This window comes from Actinomycetota bacterium, from assembly GCA_016700055.1.
Taxonomy (GTDB): domain Bacteria; phylum Actinomycetota; class Acidimicrobiia; order Acidimicrobiales; family Ilumatobacteraceae; genus Kalu-18.
In genome coordinates, this window is sequence record CP064997.1 from 247,820 (window position 1) to 270,756 (window position 22,937).

The 22,937-nt window shown below is 69.8% G+C and carries 21 protein-coding genes and 1 tRNA gene; 12 read left to right on the top strand and 10 right to left on the bottom strand.

All coding sequences use genetic code 11. From position 1 onward, the window contains the following. Window positions 1–4: 4 nt before the first annotated feature. On the bottom strand, window positions 5–808 hold the full coding sequence (gene ppk2 / locus IPM43_01225; GenBank protein ID QQS26286.1) for a polyphosphate kinase 2: 804 nt from the start codon (window positions 806–808) through the stop codon (window positions 5–7). Between the two features lie 229 nt (window positions 809–1,037). Here ppk2 and IPM43_01230 point away from each other — a divergent pair, with 229 nt between their 5' ends. The 7 genes from IPM43_01230 to IPM43_01260 are packed head-to-tail and all read left to right on the top strand — an operon-like array spanning window position 1,038 to window position 9,151. After that, window positions 1,038–1,859 carry a DUF1206 domain-containing protein gene (locus tag IPM43_01230; GenBank protein QQS25044.1) on the top strand — a complete coding sequence of 274 codons (822 nt, stop codon included), beginning with the start codon at window positions 1,038–1,040 and terminating at the stop codon, window positions 1,857–1,859. Between the two features lies 1 nt (window position 1,860). After that, on the top strand, window positions 1,861–2,739 hold the full coding sequence (locus IPM43_01235; GenBank protein ID QQS25045.1) for a phosphatase PAP2 family protein: 879 nt from the start codon (window positions 1,861–1,863) through the stop codon (window positions 2,737–2,739). Continuing rightward, complete coding sequence (locus IPM43_01240; GenBank protein QQS25046.1) at window positions 2,736–3,638, top strand: diacylglycerol kinase family lipid kinase; 903 nt, start codon at window positions 2,736–2,738, stop codon at window positions 3,636–3,638. The genes IPM43_01235 and IPM43_01240 overlap by 4 nt, the downstream gene beginning before the upstream one ends. Beyond that, the gene (locus IPM43_01245; protein QQS25047.1) at window positions 3,631–4,464 is read left to right on the top strand and encodes a polyphosphate kinase 2 family protein; all 834 of its coding nucleotides are present in this window, start codon (window positions 3,631–3,633) and stop codon (window positions 4,462–4,464) included. Before IPM43_01240 ends, IPM43_01245 begins: the two co-directional genes overlap by 8 nt. Window positions 4,465–4,481: 17 nt before the next feature. Then, window positions 4,482–5,246 carry a phosphatase PAP2 family protein gene (locus IPM43_01250; GenBank protein QQS25048.1) on the top strand — a complete coding sequence of 255 codons (765 nt, stop codon included), beginning with the start codon at window positions 4,482–4,484 and terminating at the stop codon, window positions 5,244–5,246. A 10-nt stretch (window positions 5,247–5,256) separates the two neighbouring features. Beyond that, window positions 5,257–7,464: an AI-2E family transporter gene (locus IPM43_01255; GenBank protein ID QQS25049.1), complete on the top strand. Its 2,208-nt coding sequence runs from the start codon at window positions 5,257–5,259 to the stop codon at window positions 7,462–7,464. Continuing rightward, the gene (locus tag IPM43_01260) at window positions 7,454–9,151 is read left to right on the top strand and encodes an alkaline phosphatase family protein (protein QQS25050.1); all 1,698 of its coding nucleotides are present in this window, start codon (window positions 7,454–7,456) and stop codon (window positions 9,149–9,151) included. Before IPM43_01255 ends, IPM43_01260 begins: the two co-directional genes overlap by 11 nt. 10 nt (window positions 9,152–9,161) lie before the next feature. Here IPM43_01260 and IPM43_01265 read toward each other — a convergent pair whose 3' ends face one another. Further along, window positions 9,162–9,941 (bottom strand): endonuclease/exonuclease/phosphatase family protein, encoded by a 780-nt coding sequence (locus IPM43_01265; GenBank protein ID QQS25051.1) that lies wholly within the window; start codon window positions 9,939–9,941, stop codon window positions 9,162–9,164. A gap of 11 nt (window positions 9,942–9,952) precedes the next feature. After that, the gene (locus tag IPM43_01270; GenBank protein QQS25052.1) at window positions 9,953–10,984 is read right to left on the bottom strand and encodes a DUF222 domain-containing protein; all 1,032 of its coding nucleotides are present in this window, start codon (window positions 10,982–10,984) and stop codon (window positions 9,953–9,955) included. A gap of 266 nt (window positions 10,985–11,250) precedes the next feature. On the opposite strand from IPM43_01270, the gene IPM43_01275 reads away from it, so the two are divergent. Then, on the top strand, window positions 11,251–11,739 hold the full coding sequence (locus IPM43_01275; GenBank protein QQS25053.1) for a glutathione peroxidase: 489 nt from the start codon (window positions 11,251–11,253) through the stop codon (window positions 11,737–11,739). Between the two features lie 9 nt (window positions 11,740–11,748). Here the strand turns inward: IPM43_01275 and IPM43_01280 are convergent, their stop codons facing one another. Then, on the bottom strand, window positions 11,749–14,688 hold the full coding sequence (locus IPM43_01280) for an MMPL family transporter (protein ID QQS25054.1): 2,940 nt from the start codon (window positions 14,686–14,688) through the stop codon (window positions 11,749–11,751). A gap of 65 nt (window positions 14,689–14,753) precedes the next feature. Here IPM43_01280 and IPM43_01285 point away from each other — a divergent pair. Continuing rightward, window positions 14,754–14,825, top strand: a tRNA-Gly gene (locus tag IPM43_01285). A 39-nt stretch (window positions 14,826–14,864) separates the two neighbouring features. On the opposite strand, the gene IPM43_01290 is transcribed toward IPM43_01285, so the two are convergent. After that, on the bottom strand, window positions 14,865–16,070 hold the full coding sequence (locus IPM43_01290) for an IS481 family transposase (GenBank protein ID QQS25055.1): 1,206 nt from the start codon (window positions 16,068–16,070) through the stop codon (window positions 14,865–14,867). A gap of 143 nt (window positions 16,071–16,213) precedes the next feature. Beyond that, window positions 16,214–17,419 carry an IS481 family transposase gene (locus IPM43_01295; GenBank protein ID QQS25056.1) on the bottom strand — a complete coding sequence of 402 codons (1,206 nt, stop codon included), beginning with the start codon at window positions 17,417–17,419 and terminating at the stop codon, window positions 16,214–16,216. Window positions 17,420–17,544: 125 nt separating this feature from the next. Here IPM43_01295 and IPM43_01300 point away from each other — a divergent pair, with 125 nt between their 5' ends. Beyond that, complete coding sequence (locus tag IPM43_01300; GenBank protein QQS25057.1) at window positions 17,545–17,943, top strand: VOC family protein; 399 nt, start codon at window positions 17,545–17,547, stop codon at window positions 17,941–17,943. Window positions 17,944–17,981: 38 nt separating this feature from the next. Here IPM43_01300 and IPM43_01305 read toward each other — a convergent pair whose 3' ends face one another. The 4 genes from IPM43_01305 to IPM43_01320 form a co-directional block, all read right to left on the bottom strand. Further along, window positions 17,982–18,326, bottom strand: coding sequence for a hypothetical protein (locus IPM43_01305; protein QQS25058.1), 345 nt, complete (start codon window positions 18,324–18,326; stop codon window positions 17,982–17,984). Window positions 18,327–18,390: 64 nt separating this feature from the next. Continuing rightward, window positions 18,391–19,134 (bottom strand): SDR family oxidoreductase, encoded by a 744-nt coding sequence (locus tag IPM43_01310; GenBank protein ID QQS25059.1) that lies wholly within the window; start codon window positions 19,132–19,134, stop codon window positions 18,391–18,393. A 10-nt stretch (window positions 19,135–19,144) separates the two neighbouring features. Beyond that, window positions 19,145–20,488: a HAMP domain-containing histidine kinase gene (locus IPM43_01315; protein ID QQS25060.1), complete on the bottom strand. Its 1,344-nt coding sequence runs from the start codon at window positions 20,486–20,488 to the stop codon at window positions 19,145–19,147. A gap of 1 nt (window position 20,489) precedes the next feature. Next, window positions 20,490–21,164 (bottom strand): response regulator transcription factor, encoded by a 675-nt coding sequence (locus IPM43_01320; GenBank protein ID QQS25061.1) that lies wholly within the window; start codon window positions 21,162–21,164, stop codon window positions 20,490–20,492. A gap of 94 nt (window positions 21,165–21,258) precedes the next feature. Here IPM43_01320 and IPM43_01325 point away from each other — a divergent pair, with 94 nt between their 5' ends. Beyond that, a complete protein-coding gene (locus tag IPM43_01325; protein ID QQS25062.1) occupies window positions 21,259–22,050 on the top strand; it encodes a hypothetical protein in 792 nt (263 codons plus the stop codon). 54 nt (window positions 22,051–22,104) lie between these two features. Next, on the top strand, window positions 22,105–22,905 hold the full coding sequence (locus IPM43_01330; GenBank protein ID QQS26287.1) for an enoyl-CoA hydratase/isomerase family protein: 801 nt from the start codon (window positions 22,105–22,107) through the stop codon (window positions 22,903–22,905). Window positions 22,906–22,937 lie beyond the last annotated feature (32 nt).

Sequence of the window (22,937 nt, forward strand, 5' to 3'; positions counted from 1 at the left end):
GCCGTCAGCCGCTCTCGAAGGGTCGGTGGATCTCGGGCACCAGGGCCATCGAGCTCGCCGGCTGGACCACGTACGGGTCCGCCACCCTGGCCACCTCGGGGTCCTTGTACAGGTAGGGCAACGAGTGGAGCACGTGGCGCATCGACTCGAGGCGCGAGCGGCGCTTCTCGTTCGAGTTGACGAGCACCCACGGCGACACCGGGCGGTCGGTGTAGAAGAGCATCTCGTCACGGGCGCGGCTGTACTCGCCGTACCTGCCCATCGACGCCTCGTCGATCGGTGAGATCTTCCATTGGCGGAGCGGGTCCGTCAGGCGATCCTCGAAGCGCTTGCGCTGCTCCACCTCGGACACGGTGAACCACAGCTTGAACAGCCGAATGCCCGACTGCACGAGGCTCTCTTCGAACATCGGCGCCTGCCGGAAGAACTCGGCGTGCTCGTGCGGGGTGCAGAACCCCATCACGATCTCGACCCCGGCGCGGTTGTACCAGGACCGGTCGAAGAACACGATCTCCCCGCCCGACGGCAGGTTCGCGACGTAACGCTGGAAGTACCACTGCGTCGTCTCGATCTCGCTCGGCTTGGCGAGCGCCACCGTGCGGGCACCGCGGGGGTTCAGGTTCTCGGTGAAGCGCCGGATCGAACCGCCCTTGCCCGCCGCGTCTCGGCCCTCGAACAAGATGACCACCCGCTGGTTCGTCTCCTTCACCCAGCGCTGCATCTTCAGCATCTCGATCTGCAACAGCTCCAGCTCGGTTTCGTAACTGGCGCGCTTCATCCTTTGGGCGTACGCCGAGGCGGATTCCATGTCACGGATGGATTCGGGCAAGACGGCGTCCGAGTCGTCCTCCGCGCGGTCCTTGTCCTTGGACTTGCGCCCCGCCTTTTTCGGCTTCTCCGGGGTCGCGGATACGTCGCCGTCACGTCCCTCGCCGTCGACATCTGGAGTCCGGTGCTGCTTCACATGTCACGTTGTAGTCGGTAGCGACCGCGCACGCGATGTTTGTGGCGCGACGGCGCTGGATACGACGCAGCCGATGTCGAGCACGGTCGCCGATCAAGCAGCGGAGCTTCACCGCGAACACCCCTGGGTGGAGCGTCTCACACGCTGGGGCTGGCTCGCGAAGGGCGTCGTCTACACGCTGATGGGCTTCCTCGCCGTGACGATCGCCCGCCACGAGCCGACCGACGAGGACGCTTCACCCGAGGGCGCGCTGTCGATCGTGCTCGAACGCCCGTTTGGGCGGGTGCTGCTACTAGCCGTGGCCGCGGGGCTCGTGCTGTACTCCACGTGGAGGATCTTGTCCGTGCTCATCAAGCAAGGCAACAGCCTGCACGATTGGCTGGAACGGATCGGCTACGGATTCAGCGCCGCGTTCTACCTGCTGCTGGCGTGGGCCGCGGTCCGCGCGGCGGCCGCCGGCGACGACTTGGACCGCTCGACGATGGTCGAGGACCTCTCCCGACCCCTGCTCGAGTCCACCTTCGGGCGAATGCTCGTCGCCCTGGCCGGTCTGGTCGTGGTCGGCGTCGCCGCCTACTTCGCCTCCACCGGCCTGCGGCGCAGCTTCCTCGACGACCTCGACCTCCCGCGCGGCGAAGTGGAGCACCGCCTGATCGAGACCTCTGGTGTCATCGGCTGGCTCGGCCGGGCGACGGTCACCTTCCTCGTCGGCCTGTTCCTCGTCGTCGCCGCGGTCAAGGCCGACCCGAGCGACGCCCGGGGATTCGACCGCTCGTTGCGCGAGGTCGCCTCCAACGGGGTCGGGGGATGGGTGGTGCTCCTCGCCGGTATCGGTTTGCTCGTGTACGGGCTGCACTGCTTCGTGGTCGCCCGGCACATGAGGTTGCGGAGCTGACATGCCGACCGTTCTCGCCGTCTTGCTCGTCGGCCTCGCCGTCGCGCTGCTGCTCGTCGGGTGGTCAGCCGCACGCAGGTCGGGCCGCGCCCCTACCGACCCCGAGGCGGCCGAGCGATGGCTGGTGCGCCATGCTCCTCGGCGCCTGCGGTCGCTTCTCGAACACCTCGACCGGCGCGTCGCGGGCGGGGCGACCGTTGCCGTCGGGTTCGTGGTCGTGCTCGTTGCGGCGCTCGTCGTCGGCTGGATCTTCGAGACCATCGACAGCGCGCGTGGCTTCGCGCAGTTCGACGAGCGGGCCGCCGAGTGGGGTGCGACGAATGCGACCGACACCTCGATCCGCATCCTCGACGCCATCACCCAGGCGGGGGGCACGGCGTTCGTCACCGTCATGCTCTGCCTCGTGGCCGCCGCCGACTGGTGGCGCCGGCGGAATCTCGGGGTCGTCGGCTACCTGGCCACCGTCGGCGTCGGGGTGGTGCTGCTGAACAACGGTCTGAAGCTGCTCGTCGACAGGGAACGTCCCGACGTGGGCCAGTTCGTCGAGCACTGGGGCGCCTCGTTCCCGAGCGGCCACTCCGCCGCTGCGGCAGCCTGCTGGGCCGCCGTCGCGCTGGTCGTCACCCGTCATGGCAGCCGCAGTCAGCGCATCGCCGGCGCGGTCGTCGCCGGTGTCGTCGCCGTCGCCGTGGCGGCGAGTCGGGTGCTGCTCGGCGTCCACTGGCTGACCGACGTGATCGCCGGCCTCGTCGTCGGCTGGACCTGGTTCTTCGTGTCCTCGCTCGCCTTCGGTGGCCGCCTGGTACGCCTCGGGGAGCCCGCCGAGCGCGTCACCGAGCACCGGTTGGAGCCGAGCCACGCCGCGGTGGAGGAGTCATGAGCACAGGAACCGGCCTCGTCGTCGCGATCGTCAACCCGGCGAGCGGAAGCGCGATCGAACCTCTCGACCTGCGCGAGGCGCTGGACCATGTCGGCGGCGCCAAGTGGAGCGAGACCTCCGCGGACGACCCCGGTGCAGGCGCCTGCCGTGACGCCGTCGAGGCGGGGGCGACGACGGTCATCGCCTGCGGCGGCGACGGGACCGTGCGCGCATGCCTCGAAGCGCTGTCGGGCACCGACACGGCACTTGGCATCGTGCCGCTCGGCACCGGGAACCTGCTCGCCACGAACCTCGGGCTGGCCAACGAACTCGACGCGGTGCCGGACGCCGTGCGCGGCCCGCTCAGGCGGATCGACCTCGGCGAAGTGAACGGCGAGCTGTTCGCGGTGATGGCCGGGTCGGGCTTCGACGCGTTGATGATCCGCGACGCGAACCCATCGGTGAAGCGGCGCTTCGGCAGCATCGCCTACGTGGTCGCCGCCATCCGCCACCTGCCTGCGCGACTCGTGACGACCAGCGTGGTCGTCGACGGAGTGCAGGTGTGGACCGGACGTACGGCGATGGTGCTGGTCGGCAACTGCGGAATGGTGACCGGCGGACTTCAGGTGTTCCCGGACGCGCAACCCGACGACGGCCGACTCGACGTCGCCGTGCTCGCTGCCCGCACCGCGCGTGAGTGGGCGTCGGTGCTGTGGCGGCTGGTCCGCGGCGTCGCCCAGCGACCCGAGCTCGTCCATCGCGCAACCGGTCGGGCAGTAGAGGTGCGAACGGCCAAGCCGCGCCCCTACCAGCTCGACGGCGAGGACCGCCCGCCGGCCGACGAGCTGAGCTTCGGCATTCGCCCGGGTGCGCTGTCGGTGCACACCGCTGTCGACGACGCGCCGGTGCGAGATGTCTGAGCGCGTCACCGACCTGTTGAGGGTGGAGCTGCAGCGCGACGGGGTCACCCTGGACGGGCACCCGACGGGCGCCACGCCCGGGATCGGCTCACGGCGCGCGGCCGAGCGCGAACTGGTCGAGCTGCGCGCCGAGCTGGCCGAGCTGCACGAGCGGTTGATCGCCAACGCCGATCAGTCCCTGCTGCTGGTGTTGCAGGGGCTGGATGCAAGCGGCAAGAGCGGGACGATCAAGCACGTGGTCTCGGCGCTGAACCCCGTCGGCGTGCGTGTGGCGAACTTCGTCGAGCCGACAGCGAAGGAGCAGCGTGAGCCGTTCCTGGAACGCATCCGCCGTGAGCTGCCCGAGCGCGGCCACGTCACCGTCTTCGACCGCTCCCACTACGAGGACGCGATCGTTCCCGCCGCGGCCGAGGGGTGCGCCTCGCCGACCGTCGACGAGCGGGTGCGCGAGATCCTGCGCTTCGAGCGCCAGCTCCGCAAGCGCGATGTGGTCGTGCTGAAGGTGTTCTTGCACATCTCCTACGACGAGCAGCGCGAACGGTTCCTGCGCCGCCTGCAACGGCCGGACAAGCAGTGGAAGTTCTCGCCGAGCGACATCGAGACCCGCGCCCAGTGGCCCGCGTACCAGGCCGCGTGCGGCGCCGTCATCGGACGCACTTCCACCGAGGAAGCGCCCTGGCACGTGCTGCCGGCAGACCACCGCTGGTACCGCAACTGGGCGGTGGCCTCGATGCTCGTCGACACGTTGGCGGCCCTCGACCAGCAGTACCCCGACCCCGGCCTCGACACCGACGCCATCATCGCCAGCCTCCGGCCTCCCTGCTGATCCGCAAAGGACCCTCCGTGCTCATCGAAGAAGAACTCACCCCCGTCGATTCCCCCACTGCCGACCCCGATCCGCTGGTCGACGTCCGCGACGGCCGGCCGTGGTGGAAGGTCTCTCCCTTCGACCGGCGCGGGATCGGCGTCGTTCTCGGCGCCTACGTCGTCATGACCGCCCTTTTCACCGGGGTGGGACTGCTGATCGTTCACCTGTGGGAGGACACCCGCCTTGGGCGCAGCGACGGCGACGTGAACGGTTGGTTCGCCGACCGCCGCACCGAGCGCTGGGACACGCTGAGCGACTACGGCTCGATGCTCTCCGACACCATGACGAAGGTCGTGCTCTGCCTGGTACTGCTACCGATCTTCCTGGCGCTCTTCCGGCGGTGGCACGACTGGGCCTTCATCGTCGCCGCCCTGCTGCTCGAGGTGACGACGTTCGTGTCATCGGCCACCCTCGTCGGTCGCGAGCGCCCGCCGGTGGAACAGATCGACTCCGCTCCTACGGCGAGCTTTCCGAGCGGGCACATCGCGGCCTCGGTGGCGTTCTACGTAGGCCTGGCGATCGTCGTCTGCTGGCACACTCGCTCGCTCGCGGTGCGTATTCCGTTCATCGTCCTCGCCGTCGTCGCTCCCCTCGCCGTCACCGTCTCGCGCCTGTACCGCGGCATGCACTACCCCACCGACGCTCTCGCCGGGATCGCCCTCGGAGCCGCCTCGCTGCTCGTCGTCTGGTACGCGATGCGCACGACGAACGAGCGCGCTCTCGCGCGCCGTCGAGCGTGAGCCGGTGCGCATGATCGAACCCCTCGCCGAGCCCGGCCATCCAGCCGGTGCTCCCGGGGTCGTCTCCAGCAGACCCTGGTGGGATCTGGCGCGCATCGTCGTGATCGCGCTGGGTGCCGTCGTGCTGGCGCGGATGGTCTTCCGGTTGACGGACGTCGTCGGTCTGGTGCTGCTCGCCGGCTCGCTCGCGCTCGTCACCGACCCGTTCCGGCGCCGACTCGCGCGCGCCGTCCCCTCCGGCGTGGCGGCGGCCTTGACCGCGGTGGCCACGCTCGTCGCCGCCGTCGCCCTCGGCACATTGCTGTTGAACGACCTCGCCGGTCAGTCCGAGCGGCTTGCCGACGACCTCGTCGAACGGATCGAGTCGTGGCAGCCGGGAAGCGTGCCGGCAGAGGTGGCCGGGTCGCTCGACGCCGCCGACGGGGTGCGTGACGTGCTCGAGCGGCTGCCCACCCTCGTCGTCGCCGGAGAGGACGACGCCGCCGGGGTCGGTCGCCAGGCGATCGACCTGCTGCTCGTCGTGATCCTCGCCGCGTTCTTCCAGGGCGGTGCTCCGCGCATGGTGGACTGGCTCGCCAGCCGTTGGCCCCGGCACCAGCGCGAAGAGGTCCGGGCGATGCTCGCGGACGTCGAGCGTCGCGGCGGCTCGTACGTGCGCCGCACGGTGTTGCTCGCAGTCGCGGTGACGGCTGCCGTTTCCGGCGCCGCCTGGTCGCTCGACATCTCGGGCGCGTTCGTGCTCGGCTGCTGGGCCGGCGCATGGGCCGTGGTGCCGACGATCGGTTGGCTCGTCGGCATCGCGCCGGCGGTCATCGCCGGTTTCGCCGCCGGGCCCACCGAGGGCCTTCTGCTGCTTGCCGCGGCACTGGTGATCGCGCTCGGCACCGGCCTAGCCCGCAGACGCCTGGTCACGCGCGTCGGGCTGCGCCTCGGGTCTGCGCTCTCCGTCATCGCGTTCGCCGTGGGAGTCACGGTGGCCGGGTTCGGCGGCCTCTTCGTGTGCCTGGTCGCCGCCTCTGTCGCGGCTGCGGCGCTGACCACCGCCGCGCCGCTGACCATGCCGGGCGCCACCCCGGCACCGCCCGGAGAGCCGGTCGATCCCGCTCTCGTTCCCGATCCCGACCGCGCCGGATCCCGCGCCCTGCTGCGCGTCGACACCGGCGCGGTTCTGGTCGCGCCCGGCCGGCGCGGCCTGCTCACCCTGGCCGGAGCCGTCGTCGCGGGCGTCCTCGCGTGGATGCTCGCCGGGCACCTCGGCGCGGCCATGGTCTGGGTTGTCGTCGGGGGACTGGTCGCGGTGGCGCTCAGCCGCCCGCTCGGTTGGCTCGGCCGCCGCGCGCATCTGCCCCGCGCCGCCGGTGCGGCAGCGTTGTTCGTGCTGATCGCAACCGTCGCCGGGGCAGCCACCGTCGCCGGCGTCGCCGGAGGTGTCGACACCACGACCGAGCTCGGCGAGGAGCTGCCGACGGTGGTCACCGAGCTCGAGTCCCTGCCGTTGATCGGGGAATGGCTGCGTGACCGCGAAGCCGCGGCATGGGTCGAGGATCAGATGAACGATCTCCCCCAGCGGCTGCAGGAGGCCCGCGACATGTCGTCGTGGTTGCCGACCATCGGCGCGAGGGTGCTCGACCTCTTCTGGACCGTGCTCATCGCGTTTGCGCTCCTGCTCGACGGCCCCCGCCTGCTCGCTGCCGTCCAACGCCGCGTCCCGGCAGCCAAGCGACGGCAGTTCACGAGGCTCGTCGACGTGTCCCAGCGCTCGATCGGCGGCTACCTCGCCGGTGCTGCTCTCGTCGCCGCGCTCAACGCGGGAGTGGTGTTCACGATCGCCATCGCTCTTGGCATCGCGCTCGCCCCAGTGCTCGCGGTGTGGGCGTTCGTGTGGAACTTCGTTCCCCAGATCGGCGGGTTCATGGGCGGATTCCCCCTGGTGGTGCTCGCTCTTGCGGCCGGCCCACTCGCCGCGGTGGTCGCCGGCACGCTGTTCGTCGCCTACCAGTTCGTCGAGAACCACCTGATCCAACCGACGGTGATCGGCGAAGCGATCGACGTGCCCGCATGGGTGACCCTGCTCGCGGCACTCGCCGGAGGTGCTGCGGCCGGCGTCGTCGGCGCGGTCGTGCTCACCCCACTCGTCGGTGTGGTGCGGGTGATCCTGGCCACCTCCCGCCGACGTGACTTCCCCGGCTCGACGGTGCCCCTCGGCGATGCCGCCTGAGCGCGCCCCCAGCGGATGCCCGCGGCTCGTTCTCGGCCCGATCCTGCGCTACGTCGACGGCAGTTCGGCCACGATCTGGGTCGAGACCGACAGGGCCTGCACCGTCGCGGTGCTCGGCCACTGCACCCCCACGTTCGCCGTCGCCGGACACCACTACGCGCTCGTCGTCGTGTCCGGCCTCGCCCCCGCGACGGCCACGCCCTACGACGTGCGCCTCGACGGCGCGCTCGCCTGGCCACCGCCGGGTTGGGGGCTCCCCCACCCGGTGATCCGGACGCGCACGGCGGACGCCCCGCTGCAGGTGCTGTTCTGCTCCTGCCGGTCGGCGGCACCCCACGTCGCTCCGTACACGCTGTCACTGGACGCCGACGAGCGCGGCCGCGGCGTAGACGCGCTGCGTGCCTACGGGCTCGACCTGCTCGACAAGGCGCCGACCGAGTGGCCCGACCTGATGGTGTTCGTCGGCGACCAGGTGTACGCCGACGACCCCTCCCCGGCCGCGCAGGAGCGGATCCGCGCCGCGCGGGGCGACGACTCGGGCCCCGACGCGCCACCGGTGGGCATGGTCGCCGGATTCGAGGAGTACACCTGGCTGTACCACGAGTCGTGGGAGCCCGACGTCGAGCGCTGGATGCTGTCCGTGATCCCGAGCGCGATGGTGTTCGACGACCACGACATGATCGACGACTGGAACATCTCCGCCGGGTGGGTGGACGACATCCGGTCGCTGCCGTGGTGGGACGATCACGTCGTCGGCGGGCTGGTGTCGTACTGGGTGTACCAGCACCTCGGCAACCTCTCCCCCAGCGAGATCGCTGCCGAAGGCATGCTGGCGCGCTTCGTCGAGGCCGGTGACGCGACGAACGAGCTGTGGGAGTGGGCACGCGAGTCCGAGGCCCACACTCCTGTGTTCGGCGGCTACCAGTTCAGCTTCTCCCGTGATCTCGGACGTACGCGCCTCATCGTCGTCGACTGCCGCAACGGCCGCCTGCTCGACCCCTCGGCACGGCGGATCCTCGACGACGGCGAGTGGGCATGGCTCTGCCAGCAGGTGGAGGCCGACGTCGACCATCTGCTCATCGCGACGAGCGTCCCCGTCTTCATGGTCGGCGGCCTGAGCGACTTCGAGCGCTGGAGCGAGGCGGTGTGCGACGGGCGCTGGGGCCGCCGCGCGAGCCGACTGGGCGAGAAGCTCCGCCGGGGCGTCGACTTGGACCACTGGCCGGCGTTCGACACATCGTTCAACCAGCTCGTCCGGCTGTTCGCCGCGCTTGCCGGCCGCGGTGACGCTCCGGCCACGGTGTCGGTGCTGTCCGGTGACGTCCACTTCAGCTACCGCGCGCCCGTGACGCTGCGCGGCGCGCCGACGCGAGCCGACGGCATACCGGTCACCAGGGTGAACCAGATCGTCTGCTCGCCGACGCGCAACGTGCTGCGCCGGCGCGAGCGGCGAGTGCTGCGCTTCGCCACCTCACGCGCGGGGCGGCTGCTCGGGCGCGCCCTGCGCCGCTCCATCGGCGCCGGGGTGCCCGACGCGAGCTGGTCGATCGAAGAGGGACCGCTGTTCGCGAACGCGGTGGCAACGATCGACATCGACGGCAAGCGAGCTCACCTCACTCTCTCCGCCGCTCACTCCGACGACGAGGGCCGGGCCGTGCTGGAGCCGGCATTCGACACCTCTCTGTGAAGGGCGGCCCTCAGGAAGGGCGCAAGACGCAGCACAAGGGAAGGTGATCGGAGGTCTCGGCCCACTGCTGGTAGCTGCCATCGGCGCCGCCTGGTGCGCCGATACGGATGTCCACCACCTCCCACCCCAACGGCACGAACACGAAGTCGATGCGCTGGTCGGGTGAGCGCCCGGTGCGGTCTCCAGGTGACCAGTTGGTGGCTCCCTGGGCTCCGGGTGCGTCGTCGTGACACTCGGCCCACGCGTCGCGCCAACCTGCCGCCGACATCGCGGTGACCACCGCCGAGCCGGGCCAGTCGTTGAAGTCGCCCGCCACGACCGCCGCGCGCTCGGCATCGAACCGCTTCAGTGCATTCTGTAGCCGAACGACTTCGACGTCGCGCTGCTCGGCCGCGTGTTCGGCGGAGAGGTGCACGTCGGCGACGACGATCGTGTCCGAGGGCAGGCGTACCTCGGCGAGCAGCACCACCCTTCGTCGCCAATTCCACCAGCGAGCCCTGCGCACGGTCACCGAACGCGTCCTGGCCAAGCGGTGCGAGGTGACCACCGCCAGGCCCTCGGAGGGACAGCGGATGGGCCAGTGCTTGAAGGCCCACCGCCTCGACGCCATCCCCAGCTCTGTGCCGAGGCGGGCAGCCTGCTTGCGCTGGACCTCTTGAAAGACGGCGACGTCGATCTCGTAGGGCGAGGCCAGCTCACGCAGCCGGGCGGCCGCCTCGGCGACGTCGAAGTCCTGCGAGCCCTGCATGTTCCAGGTGGTGAGGCACACGAGCCCGCCCGGACGGTCCATCGCCGCAGAGGCTACGCAGGCGTGCCCGTGCGTTCCGAGGACCGTGCTGTCGGCTGCTTATGGCGGGCCTGGTGGCAGGGTGCGCAGCGGAGTTGTAGTTCTTCGACGAGGGTGTGGTGGGTGGTGTCGTAGTCGGGTACGTGGTCGTATTCGAGGAGCTCGTTGCGTCCGCAGTCGACGCAGCACCGGTCGCGTTCTTTGACCACTCGTTTCTGACGGGTGCTGGGGTGGCGGTGGCGCCCCGAGGCATTGATCGGGCGCCGGTTCGCGTCGTGGGTGAGGACCCGCAGGAACGCCCCCGGTGCGATCCGCTCGACGATCGAACCCGCGATCGGGGTGCCGTCGTCGAGGGTGACGCCGTCACCGCGTACGTGCACGATCACCTCGGTCAAGATGCCCCCGGTGCCGTTGGTGACCAGCGCATCGAGCGCGTCGGCGTACTGCTGCGCGACGCTCGGCCAGCCACCATCACAGACACCGGGTCGGCTGGTGGGTCGGGTGCGGATCATCACCTTGGCCTGCAAGGCGGCGATCAGCCTGCCAGCGGCCAAGGGCTCCAACCGGGCGCTGAACGCGACGGTGCCGTCGGGTTCGTGGCGCCAGCGCAGCCCCCGCTGGCGGTGTTGATGACCGGCGATCTCAGTTGCGCTGTGGGTGCGGTGCATCCACCGGGCGAGCTCCCGAGCGAGGTCGCTCGCCGGGGTGTGTTCGGCGATCGCGACCAGGTCGGTCTCGTTGTCGGGGGTGGCGATGCGGGTCAGGGTGCGGACCTTGGAGTACGAGATCCGCCCGGTGGTGAACGCGTCCGCGGACGCGGGCAAGCGGGCGAGTTGGCGTCCGATGCGGATCCACTCGCGCGCGGTGCACGTCTCGACATCGGCGACCGCGGCCAGCCAATGCGCCGCGGTCGGCGAACCGTCCGCGATCCACTCGCTGCCATCGGCGAGCTCGGCGGCCAACATCACCAGCTCGCTCTGGTGACGAGCCCAAGCGTGGGCGACCGCACGCAAACGATCGAGCAGCAAACAACCATGGGCAGCCATCGGGGGACCTCCATGCAACACGAATCACCGGATGAAGGACCACCGATCAGCACCCCAGTCGGGGCACTTGTCCCGGCACACCGGAACCGCAGGGCTGGTCGAGCTGCGCTACGACCAGCCTACGAAGCCGGTGTGACACCGACCCCCCGACGCGTCCGCGGACGCGCCGACCCGTACGCCACAGACCCCCCGGACGCGTCCGCGGACGCGTCGACGCATGGGGGTGCGCAGGCGTAACGGGCTCTCCGATCGGGCATGCTTTCGCGATGTCGATCCTCGATGCCTCCATCAACACCCTGCGCGGCGAGCCCACTTCGCTCGCCGACCTCGACGGCAAGGCGATGCTCATCGTCAACGTCGCCTCCCGCTGCGGGTTGACCCCGCAGTACACCGGTCTCGAGCAGCTCCAGCAGACCTACGGCGCGAGGGGGTTCACCGTCGTCGGATTCCCGTGCAACCAGTTCGGCGCCCAAGAGCCCGGTTCGGCCGAAGAGATCGAGACGTTCTGCAGCACCACCTACGGGGTCACGTTCCCGATGATGGAGAAGATCGACGTCAACGGCGACGACCGCCACCCGATCTACACCGAGCTCACGGAGACGGCCGACGCGGAGGGCCACACCGGCGACATCCGCTGGAACTTCGAGAAGTTCCTGGTGTCGCCGAGCGGCGATGTGGTCAGGCGCTACAGCCCGATGGTCGCCCCCGAAGACGCCGGCCTGGTGGCCGACATCGAGGCGAACCTGCCAACTTGATCAGCCTGATCAGCCGGCCGCCGCGGCGAGCTGCTCCTCGGTGACGCCACATTGCGTGGCGGCCTCGGTGAGGATCGCGTCGACCTCGGGCGGGCGAGGACTGGTGGCTACACCCATCGCGAGCAGCTCTTCCTCGCTCTTCTTCGCGATCAGGTTGTCGGCTGCGCAACGCGCCACCCCGGGATCGACCCCGGCGCCGACGAGCGCCGTGTAGAAGGTGCTGGCGACGAGGCCCTCCGGTTCGACCGGCTCTCCTGGGGGCAAGGTGGCGTCGGGGGCGAGGGAGGTCGTCGGCGGCGGCGCGGTGGTCGGCGGCGGCAGCGTCGCCGGCACCCCGGCAGGCACGGTTTGCACCGAGGCCGCCTGCGCATCACCTTCGTCGGTGGCGGTGACCACCGTCAGCACCGCGGCGGCGACGAGCAACGCACCGACGCCGGCAGCGACGAGCTGGGGCACGAGGCGGGGCCGCTCGGGAGCGGTGTCCGGCGCGCGCTGCGTCCCGGGAAGGCGGAGGTAACCCCGGTCGTCGGCCCAGGCGAGCAGCGGCGGCACGACGACGAGCGCGCTGATGACGGCTACGGCGATGTTCAAGGTGACTGCCGCGCCGAAGTCGCGCAGCAGCGGCAGCGAGGAGAACATCAGCACGGCAAACCCGCCGATGGTGGTGAGCGCCGAGGTCAGGAACGCCCTACCCGTGCGGTCGGCCGCGACGCGCTGGGACTCTGCGGGCGTCAGCCCACGTTGGCGCTCCTCCGCGTATCGGTCCACCAGCAGGATCGCGAACTCCGCGCAGGTGGCGACGACGAGCGGGCCACCGACCGTGGTGAGCGGGCTGAGCGTGATGCCGAGCAGCGAGACGAGCGTCGCCGACGCCCCGGTCGCGAGCAGCACGGGGATCATCGTGAGCAGCGCCCTCGCCACGCTGCGATGGCGCAGCACGACGAGGGCCGCCACCAGGGCGAGGGCCAGCAGGGTGAGCTGGGCCTTGTTGGCCGTGATGTTGTCGAGCAGGCCAACCCCAACGATCGCCAGCCCGCCAGTGGTGGCACTCGCGTTGGCGGGCAACCGCGCCGCGTCGCCGGGATCGGCGATGAGCGCGTGGATGTCGTCCACGACGGCACTGCGCGTCTCGAGCGAGGAGTCCCCCACCTGGTACATCACCTGCGTCGAGTTACCCTCCGGCCCGACCAGAAGTCGCTGGATGTCGGGCGGAGCCACCTCGTACGCCTGCAACATGTCGAGGCCCGTAGGCGGCATTGCCGTCGCTCCCGGCACCGCGAGCAGGTACGAGACCGTCGTCGGCAGGCTCGACGCCTCGGGCAGCACCTCGGGGTGCATGTCGGTCGACGCGAAGACGAGGTCGTGCACGAACGCACCCATCTCGTCGGTGAAGATGCCGTTGCCACCCTCCTCGTCGGCCTCGATGAAGATGCCGAGCGTCGACGCGAAGCCGGTCTCCTCGGTGAGGGTGCGCACGTTGCGGATGGCGGTGCTGGACTGGTTGGCCCAGTTGACCGGGTCGCTCTCGATCTTGGCCCTGTCTTCCAGCGCGAGGCCGACGAGAGGGATGACGATCGAGATCAAGATGAGCGGGACGACCGCCCCCCTCGGCAGCGAACCGAGCCAGTCGACGGTCTTTTCCACCCAGCCCCTCCCGGCCGTGCTGGTGGTCGGCTTCCGCCGCTCACGCAGACCGAGCACGCTGAGCATCGTCACGATCCCCGACAAGAGGAGGGCGACGATGCCGATCGCGAGCAGCACGCCGAAGTCCTGAACCATCGGCACCCGGGAGATGAGCATCGCCAGGAACGCAAGAGCGGCGGCGATCGTGGCGAGCAGCAACGGCGGCCCGAGAGCCCGAGCGGTCTCGGCGAACGGGCCCGCCTCGTGGTCGATGACGCACTCCTCCTCCACGCGGTTGTGGAGCTGGATCGAGAACTCGATGCCCATCCCGATGAGAATCGGCAGCCCCGCGATCGTGACGAGTGACAGGTCAGAGCCGGTGAACCCGAAGATGCCGAACCCCCAGATCACCCCGACGATCATCCCGAGCAGCGGCAGCAGTCGCCAGCGGACGTTGAACGCGACGATCAGCACGACGATCATCACCAGCACCGCGATCCCGCCAAGCAACAGCATCCCGCCTTGTAGGTACTCGTTGATCTCGGTCAGGAACGTAGGCGTGCCGGTGACGATCACGGCGGAGTTCTCGAAGCCGCGTCCCTCCAGCGAGGCGAAGACCGCCTCGGAACCGTCGGCAAGCTGGTCAAGGGGGGCGTTGCCGACGAGGATCGCCGCGAGCAGGGCATGGGTGGTGTCCGGGATGAACGCGCGCAGGGCCTTGCGCACGACGAGCTCGGGGTCGGGTGGCGCCGTCAGGGTGCCGTCGTCGGCGAGCTCGAAGCCGACGTTCTCGAACAGCAGAAACTTGATCCACTCCGGGTTCTCCATCCCGGGCACTCCGGCCGCCGCGACGCGCGCCAACGTGACGCGCTCGTCCTGCTCACGAGCTGCAATCGCCGTCTCGTCGGTCTCCCGCTCCATCGCCCTGCTGAGGATCTGCGAGGCAGTACCGCTCGTCACGAGATCGCCCGTCCACTGCAGCGCCGTCAGCGGCGAGACGACGTTCTGGATCGACGGGTCGCCGCGCAGCTGGTCCTCGACGGCGCGCATCTGCTCGATGTTGGCGGGGGTGAAGAGGTCGGCCACCGTGTGGTCCTCTTCCATCGTGAAGAGCACCACCATGTTCTCTCCGCCGAAGAGCTCTTGGTACGCGCGGTTGTCCTTCGCCTCCTGCGAATCGGGCTGCAGGTAGCTGTCCTGCCCCGTCGCGAAGTCGAGCTGGGCAGCCCCGACGAGCGTCACCGCGGTGACGACGACGATGATCGCAAATGCGGCTGTGGTGCGGTTGCCGAGCCATCGACCCACCCCGCGCCAGATGCGTTCCATGAAGTGCTCCCCTCGAAGGTCGGCCCAATCATGGCCGCCCGCGCCGGTAGAGTGCACGCCCGTTCGCGGGTGTAGCTCAATGGCTAGAGTTCCAGCCTTCCAAGCTGGCTATGCGGGTTCGATTCCCGTCACCCGCTCGATGTGATGTCGCGAGACATAGGAAACGGTCCGAACCTTCATTGGGGTTCGGACTGTGTTGTTTTTCGGGTGGGTCGGGGGTCTCGGTCGTTGAAGGGTTGGTAGTCGCGGGTGGGGTCGAGGGTGAGGTGGCGGTAGAGCTCGCCGGTGGCGGCGTCGATGACGCGGATGTCGAGGTCGTCGATGAGGAGTAGGACGCGGGTTCGGGCGAGGGTTCGGCTGAGGCCGATGTGGTGGAGGCGTCCGTGGTGGCGCAGGGTGACGCGTCCGGCTTGGTCGACGGTGTCGCGTCGGACGCGGTGGTGGCGGTCGTCGTCGCGGGTGCCGGGTGTGGCTTTGGGCCGTGTCGCGTAGGCGACGGCGGGGGTGCTGTGGCCGGGTAGGGAGCGGTGGGGGCGCTGGTGGTTGTAGACGTCGACGAAGCGGTCGCAGAGCTGTTGGAGCTCGTCGATCGTGGTGGCGGGTGGTCGGGCGGTGAGCCAGAGCTTCATGGTTTGTTGGACGCGTTCGACCTTGCCGCAGGTGCCGGGGTGGTTGGGTCGGGAGTTCTTCTGGGTGACGCCGAGGTGGCGTAGTTCGGTCTCGAAGCCGTTGCGGCCACCGCGGCCACCTGACAGGCGGGTGGTGAACACCATGCCGTTGTCGGTGAGGGTGGATGCGGGGATCCCGTGGGTGGCGCACGCTTGGCGGAAGGCGGCCACGACGATGGGGCCGGTGACCCGACGGTGGGCGGTGACCGAGATGAGGTAGCGGGAGTGGTCGTCGAGGAAGGTGAGGACTTCGACGTCGGTGCCGTCGGCGAGGCGGACGTGGGTGAAGTCGGCTTGCCAGCACTCGTTGGGTTGGTCGGCTTGGAAGCGGATGTACGACGAGCGGGGACGCTTGTGCGGTTGGGGGTCCACGGCCCCGGCGCGGCGCAGGATCCGCCAGATGGTCGCTGCTGACACCCGGATGTGGTGATGGTGTTCGAGGATCCACACCAACGTCGCCGGGCCGGCGTCGAGCCCGCCGGCGACACGAGACTTGCGGTGCTCGAGGACCAGCTCGACGACAGTCTCAGGGGTCGCGGTCGGCGAGCGGGCCGGGCGACGCGATCGTGGCTCGAACGCCGCCTCGCCTTCGGCGCAGTAGCGGGCCACGAGCTTCGACACCCACCCCTTCGACACCTTGTAGGTGCGGGCGACCTCAGCCTGGGAGCGTCCCTGGACAACGACAGCGGTGATGACCAGACGGGCTATCGACACCGGCAACGGTCACCGCCGGACCCACCCCGGCCGCGGACCCCGCGTTTCCTATGTCTCGCGACACCCGTTTCCTATGTCCTGAAACCACACACCGTCACCCGCTCGAGTGTGATGTCGCGAGACATAGGAAACGGTCCGAACCTTCATTGGGGTTCGGACTGTGTTGTTTTTCGGGTGGGTCGGGGGTCTCGGTCGTTGAAGGGTTGGTAGTCGCGGGTGGGGTCGAGGGTGAGGTGGCGGTAGAGCTCGCCGGTGGCGGCGTCGATGACGCGGATGTCGAGGTCGTCGATGAGGAGTAGGACGCGGGTTCGGGCGAGGGTTCGGCTGAGGCCGATGTGGTGGAGGCGTCCGTGGTGGCGCAGGGTGACGCGTCCGGCTTGGTCGACGGTGTCGCGTCGGACGCGGTGGTGGCGGTCGTCGTCGCGGGTGCCGGGTGTGGCTTTGGGCCGTGTCGCGTAGGCGACGGCGGGGGTGCTGTGGCCGGGTAGGGAGCGGTGGGGGCGCTGGTGGTTGTAGACGTCGACGAAGCGGTCGCAGAGCTGTTGGAGCTCGTCGATCGTGGTGGCGGGTGGTCGGGCGGTGAGCCAGAGCTTCATGGTTTGTTGGACGCGTTCGACCTTGCCGCAGGTGCCGGGGTGGTTGGGTCGGGAGTTCTTCTGGGTGACGCCGAGGTGGCGTAGTTCGGTCTCGAAGCCGTTGCGGCCACCGCGGCCACCTGACAGGCGGGTGGTGAACACCATGCCGTTGTCGGTGAGGGTGGATGCGGGGATCCCGTGGGTGGCGCACGCTTGGCGGAAGGCGGCCACGACGATGGGGCCGGTGACCCGACGGTGGGCGGTGACCGAGATGAGGTAGCGGGAGTGGTCGTCGAGGAAGGTGAGGACTTCGACGTCGGTGCCGTCGGCGAGGCGGACGTGGGTGAAGTCGGCTTGCCAGCACTCGTTGGGTTGGTCGGCTTGGAAGCGGATGTACGACGAGCGGGGACGCTTGTGCGGTTGGGGGTCCACGGCCCCGGCGCGGCGCAGGATCCGCCAGATGGTCGCTGCTGACACCCGGATGTGGTGATGGTGTTCGAGGATCCACACCAACGTCGCCGGGCCGGCGTCGAGCCCGCCGGCGACACGAGACTTGCGGTGCTCGAGGACCAGCTCGACGACAGTCTCAGGGGTCGCGGTCGGCGAGCGGGCCGGGCGACGCGATCGTGGCTCGAACGCCGCCTCGCCTTCGGCGCGGTAGCGGGCCACGAGCTTCGACACCCACCCCTTCGACACCTTGTAGGTGCGGGCGACCTCAGCCTGGGAGCGTCCCTGGACAACGACAGCGGTGATGACCAGACGGGCTATCGACACCGGCAACGGTCACCGCCGGACCCACCCCGGCCGCGGACCCCGCGTTTCCTATGTCTCGCGACACCCGTTTCCTATGTCCTGAAACCACACACCGTCACCCGCTCGAGAGAGGGAGGACGCCCGCCATGGCGACCGAGGGGTTCGAGGGCTTCTACGTCGAGACTCGCGACTACGCGGCCACCGCTGCGTTCTGGGCGTCGCTGGGCTTCGTGAGCGTGTTCGAGTCCGACCACGGCTCGGGCCAGTGGGTGCACCCAGCGGGCGGCCCGTACGTGTTCGTCAGCGAGCAGCACGAGTCCGATCTCACGACCCAACCGATCTTGCGGGTGGCGGACTCGACCGCGTTCTTGCCCGATCCCCCAGCCGACTTCGCGAAGCCCTTCACGCCCGAGCACTGGGGCGTGGTCGAAGCTCTCGTGCGCGATCCCGACGGTCGCATCGTCAGCCTCCACGCGCCTCTCCCCGACGGCGTCGACGCCCCCGACGCGACCGCCCACCACTCGGACAAGTACAGCTCCGACTGATTCGAGGCGGCCCGGACTCGTTCAGCGTCGGAGCGGGCCTAAAACGGCGGCGGAGGTGCGACAGGGCCGAGCCGGTTGGCCGTGGACGCGAAGATCTCACCGATCAGCTTCTTGATCCTGCTCGCGCTCCCGATCTGCGTCGACACCTTGCCGACACCGCCGACCCGGATCAGCGAACCCGTACCCTGGGGCACCACCGACGCCGACATCCGCTGCCCGGTGGTGAAGGCCGACCAGCCGGACTGGAACTCGAGGCGCATCTCCTGCTCGACCTGGGACTCGACCTTCAGGGACGGATGACCGGAGATGGCGCCGACGAGTGCCATCCACGCGGCCAGAGGCGGCGCTTCCGTGTACATCTCGTCGCCGACACGGCGTCTCAATCCCGCACCTCCCGCTAGCCGCCTGTCGCGACACTACGCACTAGCGCCGTGACCTCGCGCCGGGTCAGGGCAGGCCGCCGTCGCAGCGCACCATGGCGCCTGTGGTGAACGACGACATCGGGCTGGCCAGGTACAGCGCTGTGGTGACGATCTCCTCCGGCCGCCCGGGGCGACCGAGCGGATTGGACCAACGCTCGCGGGCCGCGGCCGGCCAGGCCTTGGAGATGTCGGTCAGGAACGGTCCGGCGGAGATCGTGTTGACGCGCACCGTCGGCCCGTACTCGAGGGCGAAGCACTCGGTCATCACGTTCAGCGCCGCCTTGGCGCCGCAGTAGGGCGTCGCCGACGGTGTCGGGCGGAGCGCACCGGAACTGGAGACGTTGATGATCACCCCACCGCCCGCGTCGCGCATGCGGGCCGCGACCGTGGACGCCAGCCGGAACGGGCCTTTCCAGTTGACCGAGACGACCTTGTCGAACAGCTCCTCACTGGTCTCGTGCGACGACGGGGCGAGGGGCGACATGCCCGCGTTGTTCACCAGCACGTCGATCCGGCCGAACTCCGCATACACCCGCTCGACCAGCGCGTCGACCTCGTCCCACTTGCCGACATGGCATTCGACGGCGAGCGCCTTGCGGCCGAGCGCGCGCACCTCGGCGGCCACCTGCTCGCAGGCGTCGAGCTTGCGGCTGGCGACGACGACGTCGGCACCGTGCTCGGCGAACGCCTTCACCATCTCGTAGCCGAGGCCCCGGCTGCCACCGGTGACGAGCGCCACCTTGCCACTCAGGTCGAACAGATCGGTCATCTGCCGGACTCTAAGGCGCGGCGGGGATCTGTACGACGAACCGTGCCCCGCGGCGATGCTCGGCGTCGATTCCGATCGTGCCCCGATGGCGCTCCACGATCGCGCGACAGATGGCAAGGCCGAGCCCGGACCCGCCGGCGTCGCGGCTGCGGGCACCGTCCACGCGACCGAAGCGCTCGAAGACCAGCTCGCGCTGATCCGGGGCGATGCCGGGGCCGTCGTCGGCGACAGCCAGCGTCGCCATCCCGGCGCGTTCGGACAGGGACACCTCCACGACGGAGACGGCGTGGCGCGCGGCGTTGTCGAGCAGGTTGCGCACGAGCCGCGCGAGTTCGGCTGCATCGCCGTGCACCTGGGCGCCGGAGACCGCAGCCGTGTCGACGACGACTCCTGCGCGAAGCCCGGCACGCATACGACGCACCTCGCGCAGCACGACGTCGTCGAGGTCCACGCTTACCGCCGGCGCCTGCCTCGCCCGGTCGTCGTCGAAGCGGGCAAGGACCAACAGGTCGTCGACGAGGCGCTCGAGCTGCTTCGCCTCCTCGAGCACGCTCTCGTGGGTGGAGCGCATGTCGGCGGTCTCGGGATGGGCGAGATCGACCTCGAGCTCGGAGCGAATGCGGGCGAGCGGGCTGCGCAGCTCGTGTGAGGCATCGCCGACGAACTGGCGCTGAGAGCCGGCCGCGCGTTCGACGCGATCGAGCATCTCGTTCATGGTGAGCGCGAGGCGGTGGATCTCGTCACGACCGGCGGGCTCCGGCACGCGCCGGTGGAGGTTCTCCCCCGTCATCTCCGTGACCTCGCGCCGGATCGCCTCGACTGGGCGCAGCGTCCTGCCGACGAGCCACCACGTGAGCCCGGCCAGAACGGCGGCAACCACCGGGATCGCCCCGGCGAAGCCGAGGCGCAGCGCGGACAGGCTCTCGTCGATGTCGTCCACGGGTGCGGCGACGTGCACGAAGCGGTCCTCGACGCGCATCGAGACCACTCGGTAGTCCGGCTCGCCCTCCAGGAGCTCGGCCGTCCAGCGCGCTTCTTCACCACCGGTCGAGGTGGCCGGCGACGTCAGCGCCGGGCGATCCGCGAAGTTCGCCGTCGACGCGAGCACGACGCCGTCGAGCGTGGTCACCTGGGCGATCCCGTCGTCGTCGCCCTGCGGCGCCAGCGGATGGGCCGGGTTCGCCTCGGCGACGGCATCCGCCAGAAGGCGGGCCTGCGCGACCAACGCCTGGTCGAGGTTGTCGGTCAGCATCCGACGCTGGACGCCGAGCAGGACCGCCGCCGTGGCGACGAGCACGACGACCACGACCACCGCCGCCACAGCGGTCGTCCGGGCGCGAACCCCGCGCCACATCTCAGCAGCCGCCCAACCGGTAGCCCGAACCGCGCACGGTCGTGATCAGCGCTTCAGCACCGCCCGGCGCTTCGAGCTTGCGTCGCAGGCGCCCGACGTACACCTCGACGATGTTTTGGTCACCGTCGAAGTCGTCGCTCCACACCCCCTTCAAGATCTCCGCCTTGGAGAGCACCTGGCCCTCCCGTCGCACGAAGAACTCGAGCAGCTCGAACTCCCGCGTGGTGACGAGCACCTCGCAGTCCTGCATCCACACCCGGCGCGCCCGGGGGTCGATGCGCAACTGGCCGACCGTCAGGGGCACCGGGTCGCCGCCACCCGTGCGGCGCAGCAGCGCGCGCACCCTCGCGACCAGCACGGCGAACGAGAACGGCTTGACCAGGTAGTCGTCGGCGCCGGTGTCGAGCCCCTCGGCCTCGTCCAGGTCGCCGTCCTTCGCCGTCAGCATCAGGATCGGGGTCCAATCGCCGGCCGCGCGCAGGTCCGCGCAGATCCGGTAGCCGTTGCGCCCCGGCAGCATGATGTCGAGCAGGATCAGGTCGTAGGAGCCCTCCATCGCCCGCCACAGCCCCTCGTCGCCGGTCGACGCGACTTCCACGCTGAACCCCTCTGCCTCGAGACCGCGCTCGACCGCGGCCGCGATCTTCACGTCGTCCTCGACGAGCAGCAGCTTCATCGCCGCCAAGTGTGCCCGAGCCGGCTGACCCGGAGCTGAACGCGACCTCACGAGGTTCAGCAGCCGTTCAGCCGACATGGCGCACGATCACGGCATGAGGACCGACCACCGCCGCCACCACGTTCGCCACGACCGACCCCGTCGCCGCCGCGTCGCGACCGCGCTCGCCGGCTCCGTCGTCGCCCTGCTCGCGGCGTGCGGAGGCGACGACTCCGCGGCCGCGCCGGTCGTCGACCCCGGCGACGGCGGCGACTACGCACCGGTGCTCGACCCCGACGACTTCGTCGACGTGATCGACAACCCCTTCATGCCGATGCCGGTCGGAGCGAGCTGGCGCTACGAAGGCGAATCGGACGGCGAGCTCGAGGTGGTCGAGGTGACGGTCACCGGTGACCGGGAGTCGATCCTTGGGATCTCGGCCACCGTCGTACGTGACACCGTCACCATCGGCGGTGAGCTGGTCGAGGACACGTACGACTGGTTCGCCCAGGACTCCGCCGGCAACGTCTGGTACCTGGGCGAGGCCGTTTCGGACTACGAAGACGGCGAGCTGGTGAGCACCGCCGGCTCGTGGACAGCAGGGGTCGACGGGGCGATGCCAGGCATCGTGATGCCGGCCGTACCGAAGGTCGGCGACGCCTACCGCCAGGAGTTCTACCCCGGGGAGGCCGAGGACATGATGGAGCTCATCGAGGTCAGCTCCTCGCTCGTCGTCCCCGGTGGCAGCTTCGACGACGTCGTCGTCACCCGTGACTGGAACCCCCTCGAACCCGACACGATCGAGCAGAAGTGGTACGCCCGCGGCGTCGGGCTGATCCGGGAGGAGAAGACCGCCGGTGGTGACGGCTTCGCCGAGCTGGTCGAGTTCACCGGGCCCGAGGGTTGACGGGGCATCGGCTGAACCACCTCGATCGAGTGGTGCTGGGTCTAGCGTCGTCGCCTGCCGAGACAGGAGGACCAGTTGGAGACCAGCACCATCTCGTTCGAGGTCGGCGACGACCACGTCGCCACGATCACTCTGAACCGCCCGGACGCGCTCAACTCGTTCAACGACGAGATGGGCCGTGAGATGGGCTGGGCGTGGGAGACGGTGCGCGACACCCACGACATCCATGCCGTGGTGCTGCGCGCTGCCGGCGAGCGCGCCTTCTCCACCGGCATCGACGTGAAGTCCGGCACCGGTTGGTTCATGAGCGACAACGTGTGGAACTCGTACGACCCCGGCTCGACGCTCGGGCCCAAGCTCTACCACCGGTGCTGGAAGCCGGTCGTCGCCGCGGTCCACGGGATCTGCGCCGGCGGCGGCCAGTACTTCATCAACGAGGCCGACATCGTCATCTGCTCCGACGACGCGTCGTTCTTCGATCCGCATGCGAACGGAGGCATCACGTCCGCGCTGGAGCCGATCGGGCTGCTCGCGCGCGGCGTTCCGCTCGGCGACGTGCTGCGCTGGGCGCTGATGGGCACCGAGGAGCGCATCACCGCCGAGACCGCGCTGCGCCTCGGCATCGTCACCGAGGTCACCCCGCGGGCCGAGCTGTGGGACCGCGCCCACGCCATCGCCGCATCCATCGCCGCTCGATCGCCCAAGCCGATCCAGGGAACCGTCAGGGCGATCTGGGAATCGCTCGACATGACCCGCACGATGGCGCTGCAGAACGCCATGGCGTACACGTTCATCGGCAACGAGTACGACCAGTTCGCCGCGCCCCGCCGCAACGACCCGCCCGTCTACCGCTGAGCAGAGAGCCCACCCGGCCCGAAGGTCGGCTG

Coding starts and splice junctions, on each gene's coding strand:
- ppk2 (QQS26286.1), bottom strand. CDS start 808: ATGGAATCCGCCTCGGCGTACGCCCAAAGGATGAAGCGCGCCAGTTAC.
- IPM43_01230 (QQS25044.1), top strand. CDS start 1,038: ATGTCGAGCACGGTCGCCGATCAAGCAGCGGAGCTTCACCGCGAACAC.
- IPM43_01235 (QQS25045.1), top strand. CDS start 1,861: ATGCCGACCGTTCTCGCCGTCTTGCTCGTCGGCCTCGCCGTCGCGCTG.
- IPM43_01240 (QQS25046.1), top strand. CDS start 2,736: ATGAGCACAGGAACCGGCCTCGTCGTCGCGATCGTCAACCCGGCGAGC.
- IPM43_01245 (QQS25047.1), top strand. CDS start 3,631: ATGTCTGAGCGCGTCACCGACCTGTTGAGGGTGGAGCTGCAGCGCGAC.
- IPM43_01255 (QQS25049.1), top strand. CDS start 5,257: ATGATCGAACCCCTCGCCGAGCCCGGCCATCCAGCCGGTGCTCCCGGG.
- IPM43_01260 (QQS25050.1), top strand. CDS start 7,454: ATGCCGCCTGAGCGCGCCCCCAGCGGATGCCCGCGGCTCGTTCTCGGC.
- IPM43_01265 (QQS25051.1), bottom strand. CDS start 9,941: ATGGACCGTCCGGGCGGGCTCGTGTGCCTCACCACCTGGAACATGCAG.
- IPM43_01270 (QQS25052.1), bottom strand. CDS start 10,984: ATGGCTGCCCATGGTTGTTTGCTGCTCGATCGTTTGCGTGCGGTCGCC.
- IPM43_01275 (QQS25053.1), top strand. CDS start 11,251: ATGTCGATCCTCGATGCCTCCATCAACACCCTGCGCGGCGAGCCCACT.
- IPM43_01280 (QQS25054.1), bottom strand. CDS start 14,688: ATGGAACGCATCTGGCGCGGGGTGGGTCGATGGCTCGGCAACCGCACC.
- IPM43_01300 (QQS25057.1), top strand. CDS start 17,545: ATGGCGACCGAGGGGTTCGAGGGCTTCTACGTCGAGACTCGCGACTAC.
- IPM43_01310 (QQS25059.1), bottom strand. CDS start 19,134: ATGACCGATCTGTTCGACCTGAGTGGCAAGGTGGCGCTCGTCACCGGT.
- IPM43_01315 (QQS25060.1), bottom strand. CDS start 20,488: ATGTGGCGCGGGGTTCGCGCCCGGACGACCGCTGTGGCGGCGGTGGTC.
- IPM43_01320 (QQS25061.1), bottom strand. CDS start 21,164: ATGAAGCTGCTGCTCGTCGAGGACGACGTGAAGATCGCGGCCGCGGTC.
- IPM43_01325 (QQS25062.1), top strand. CDS start 21,259: ATGAGGACCGACCACCGCCGCCACCACGTTCGCCACGACCGACCCCGT.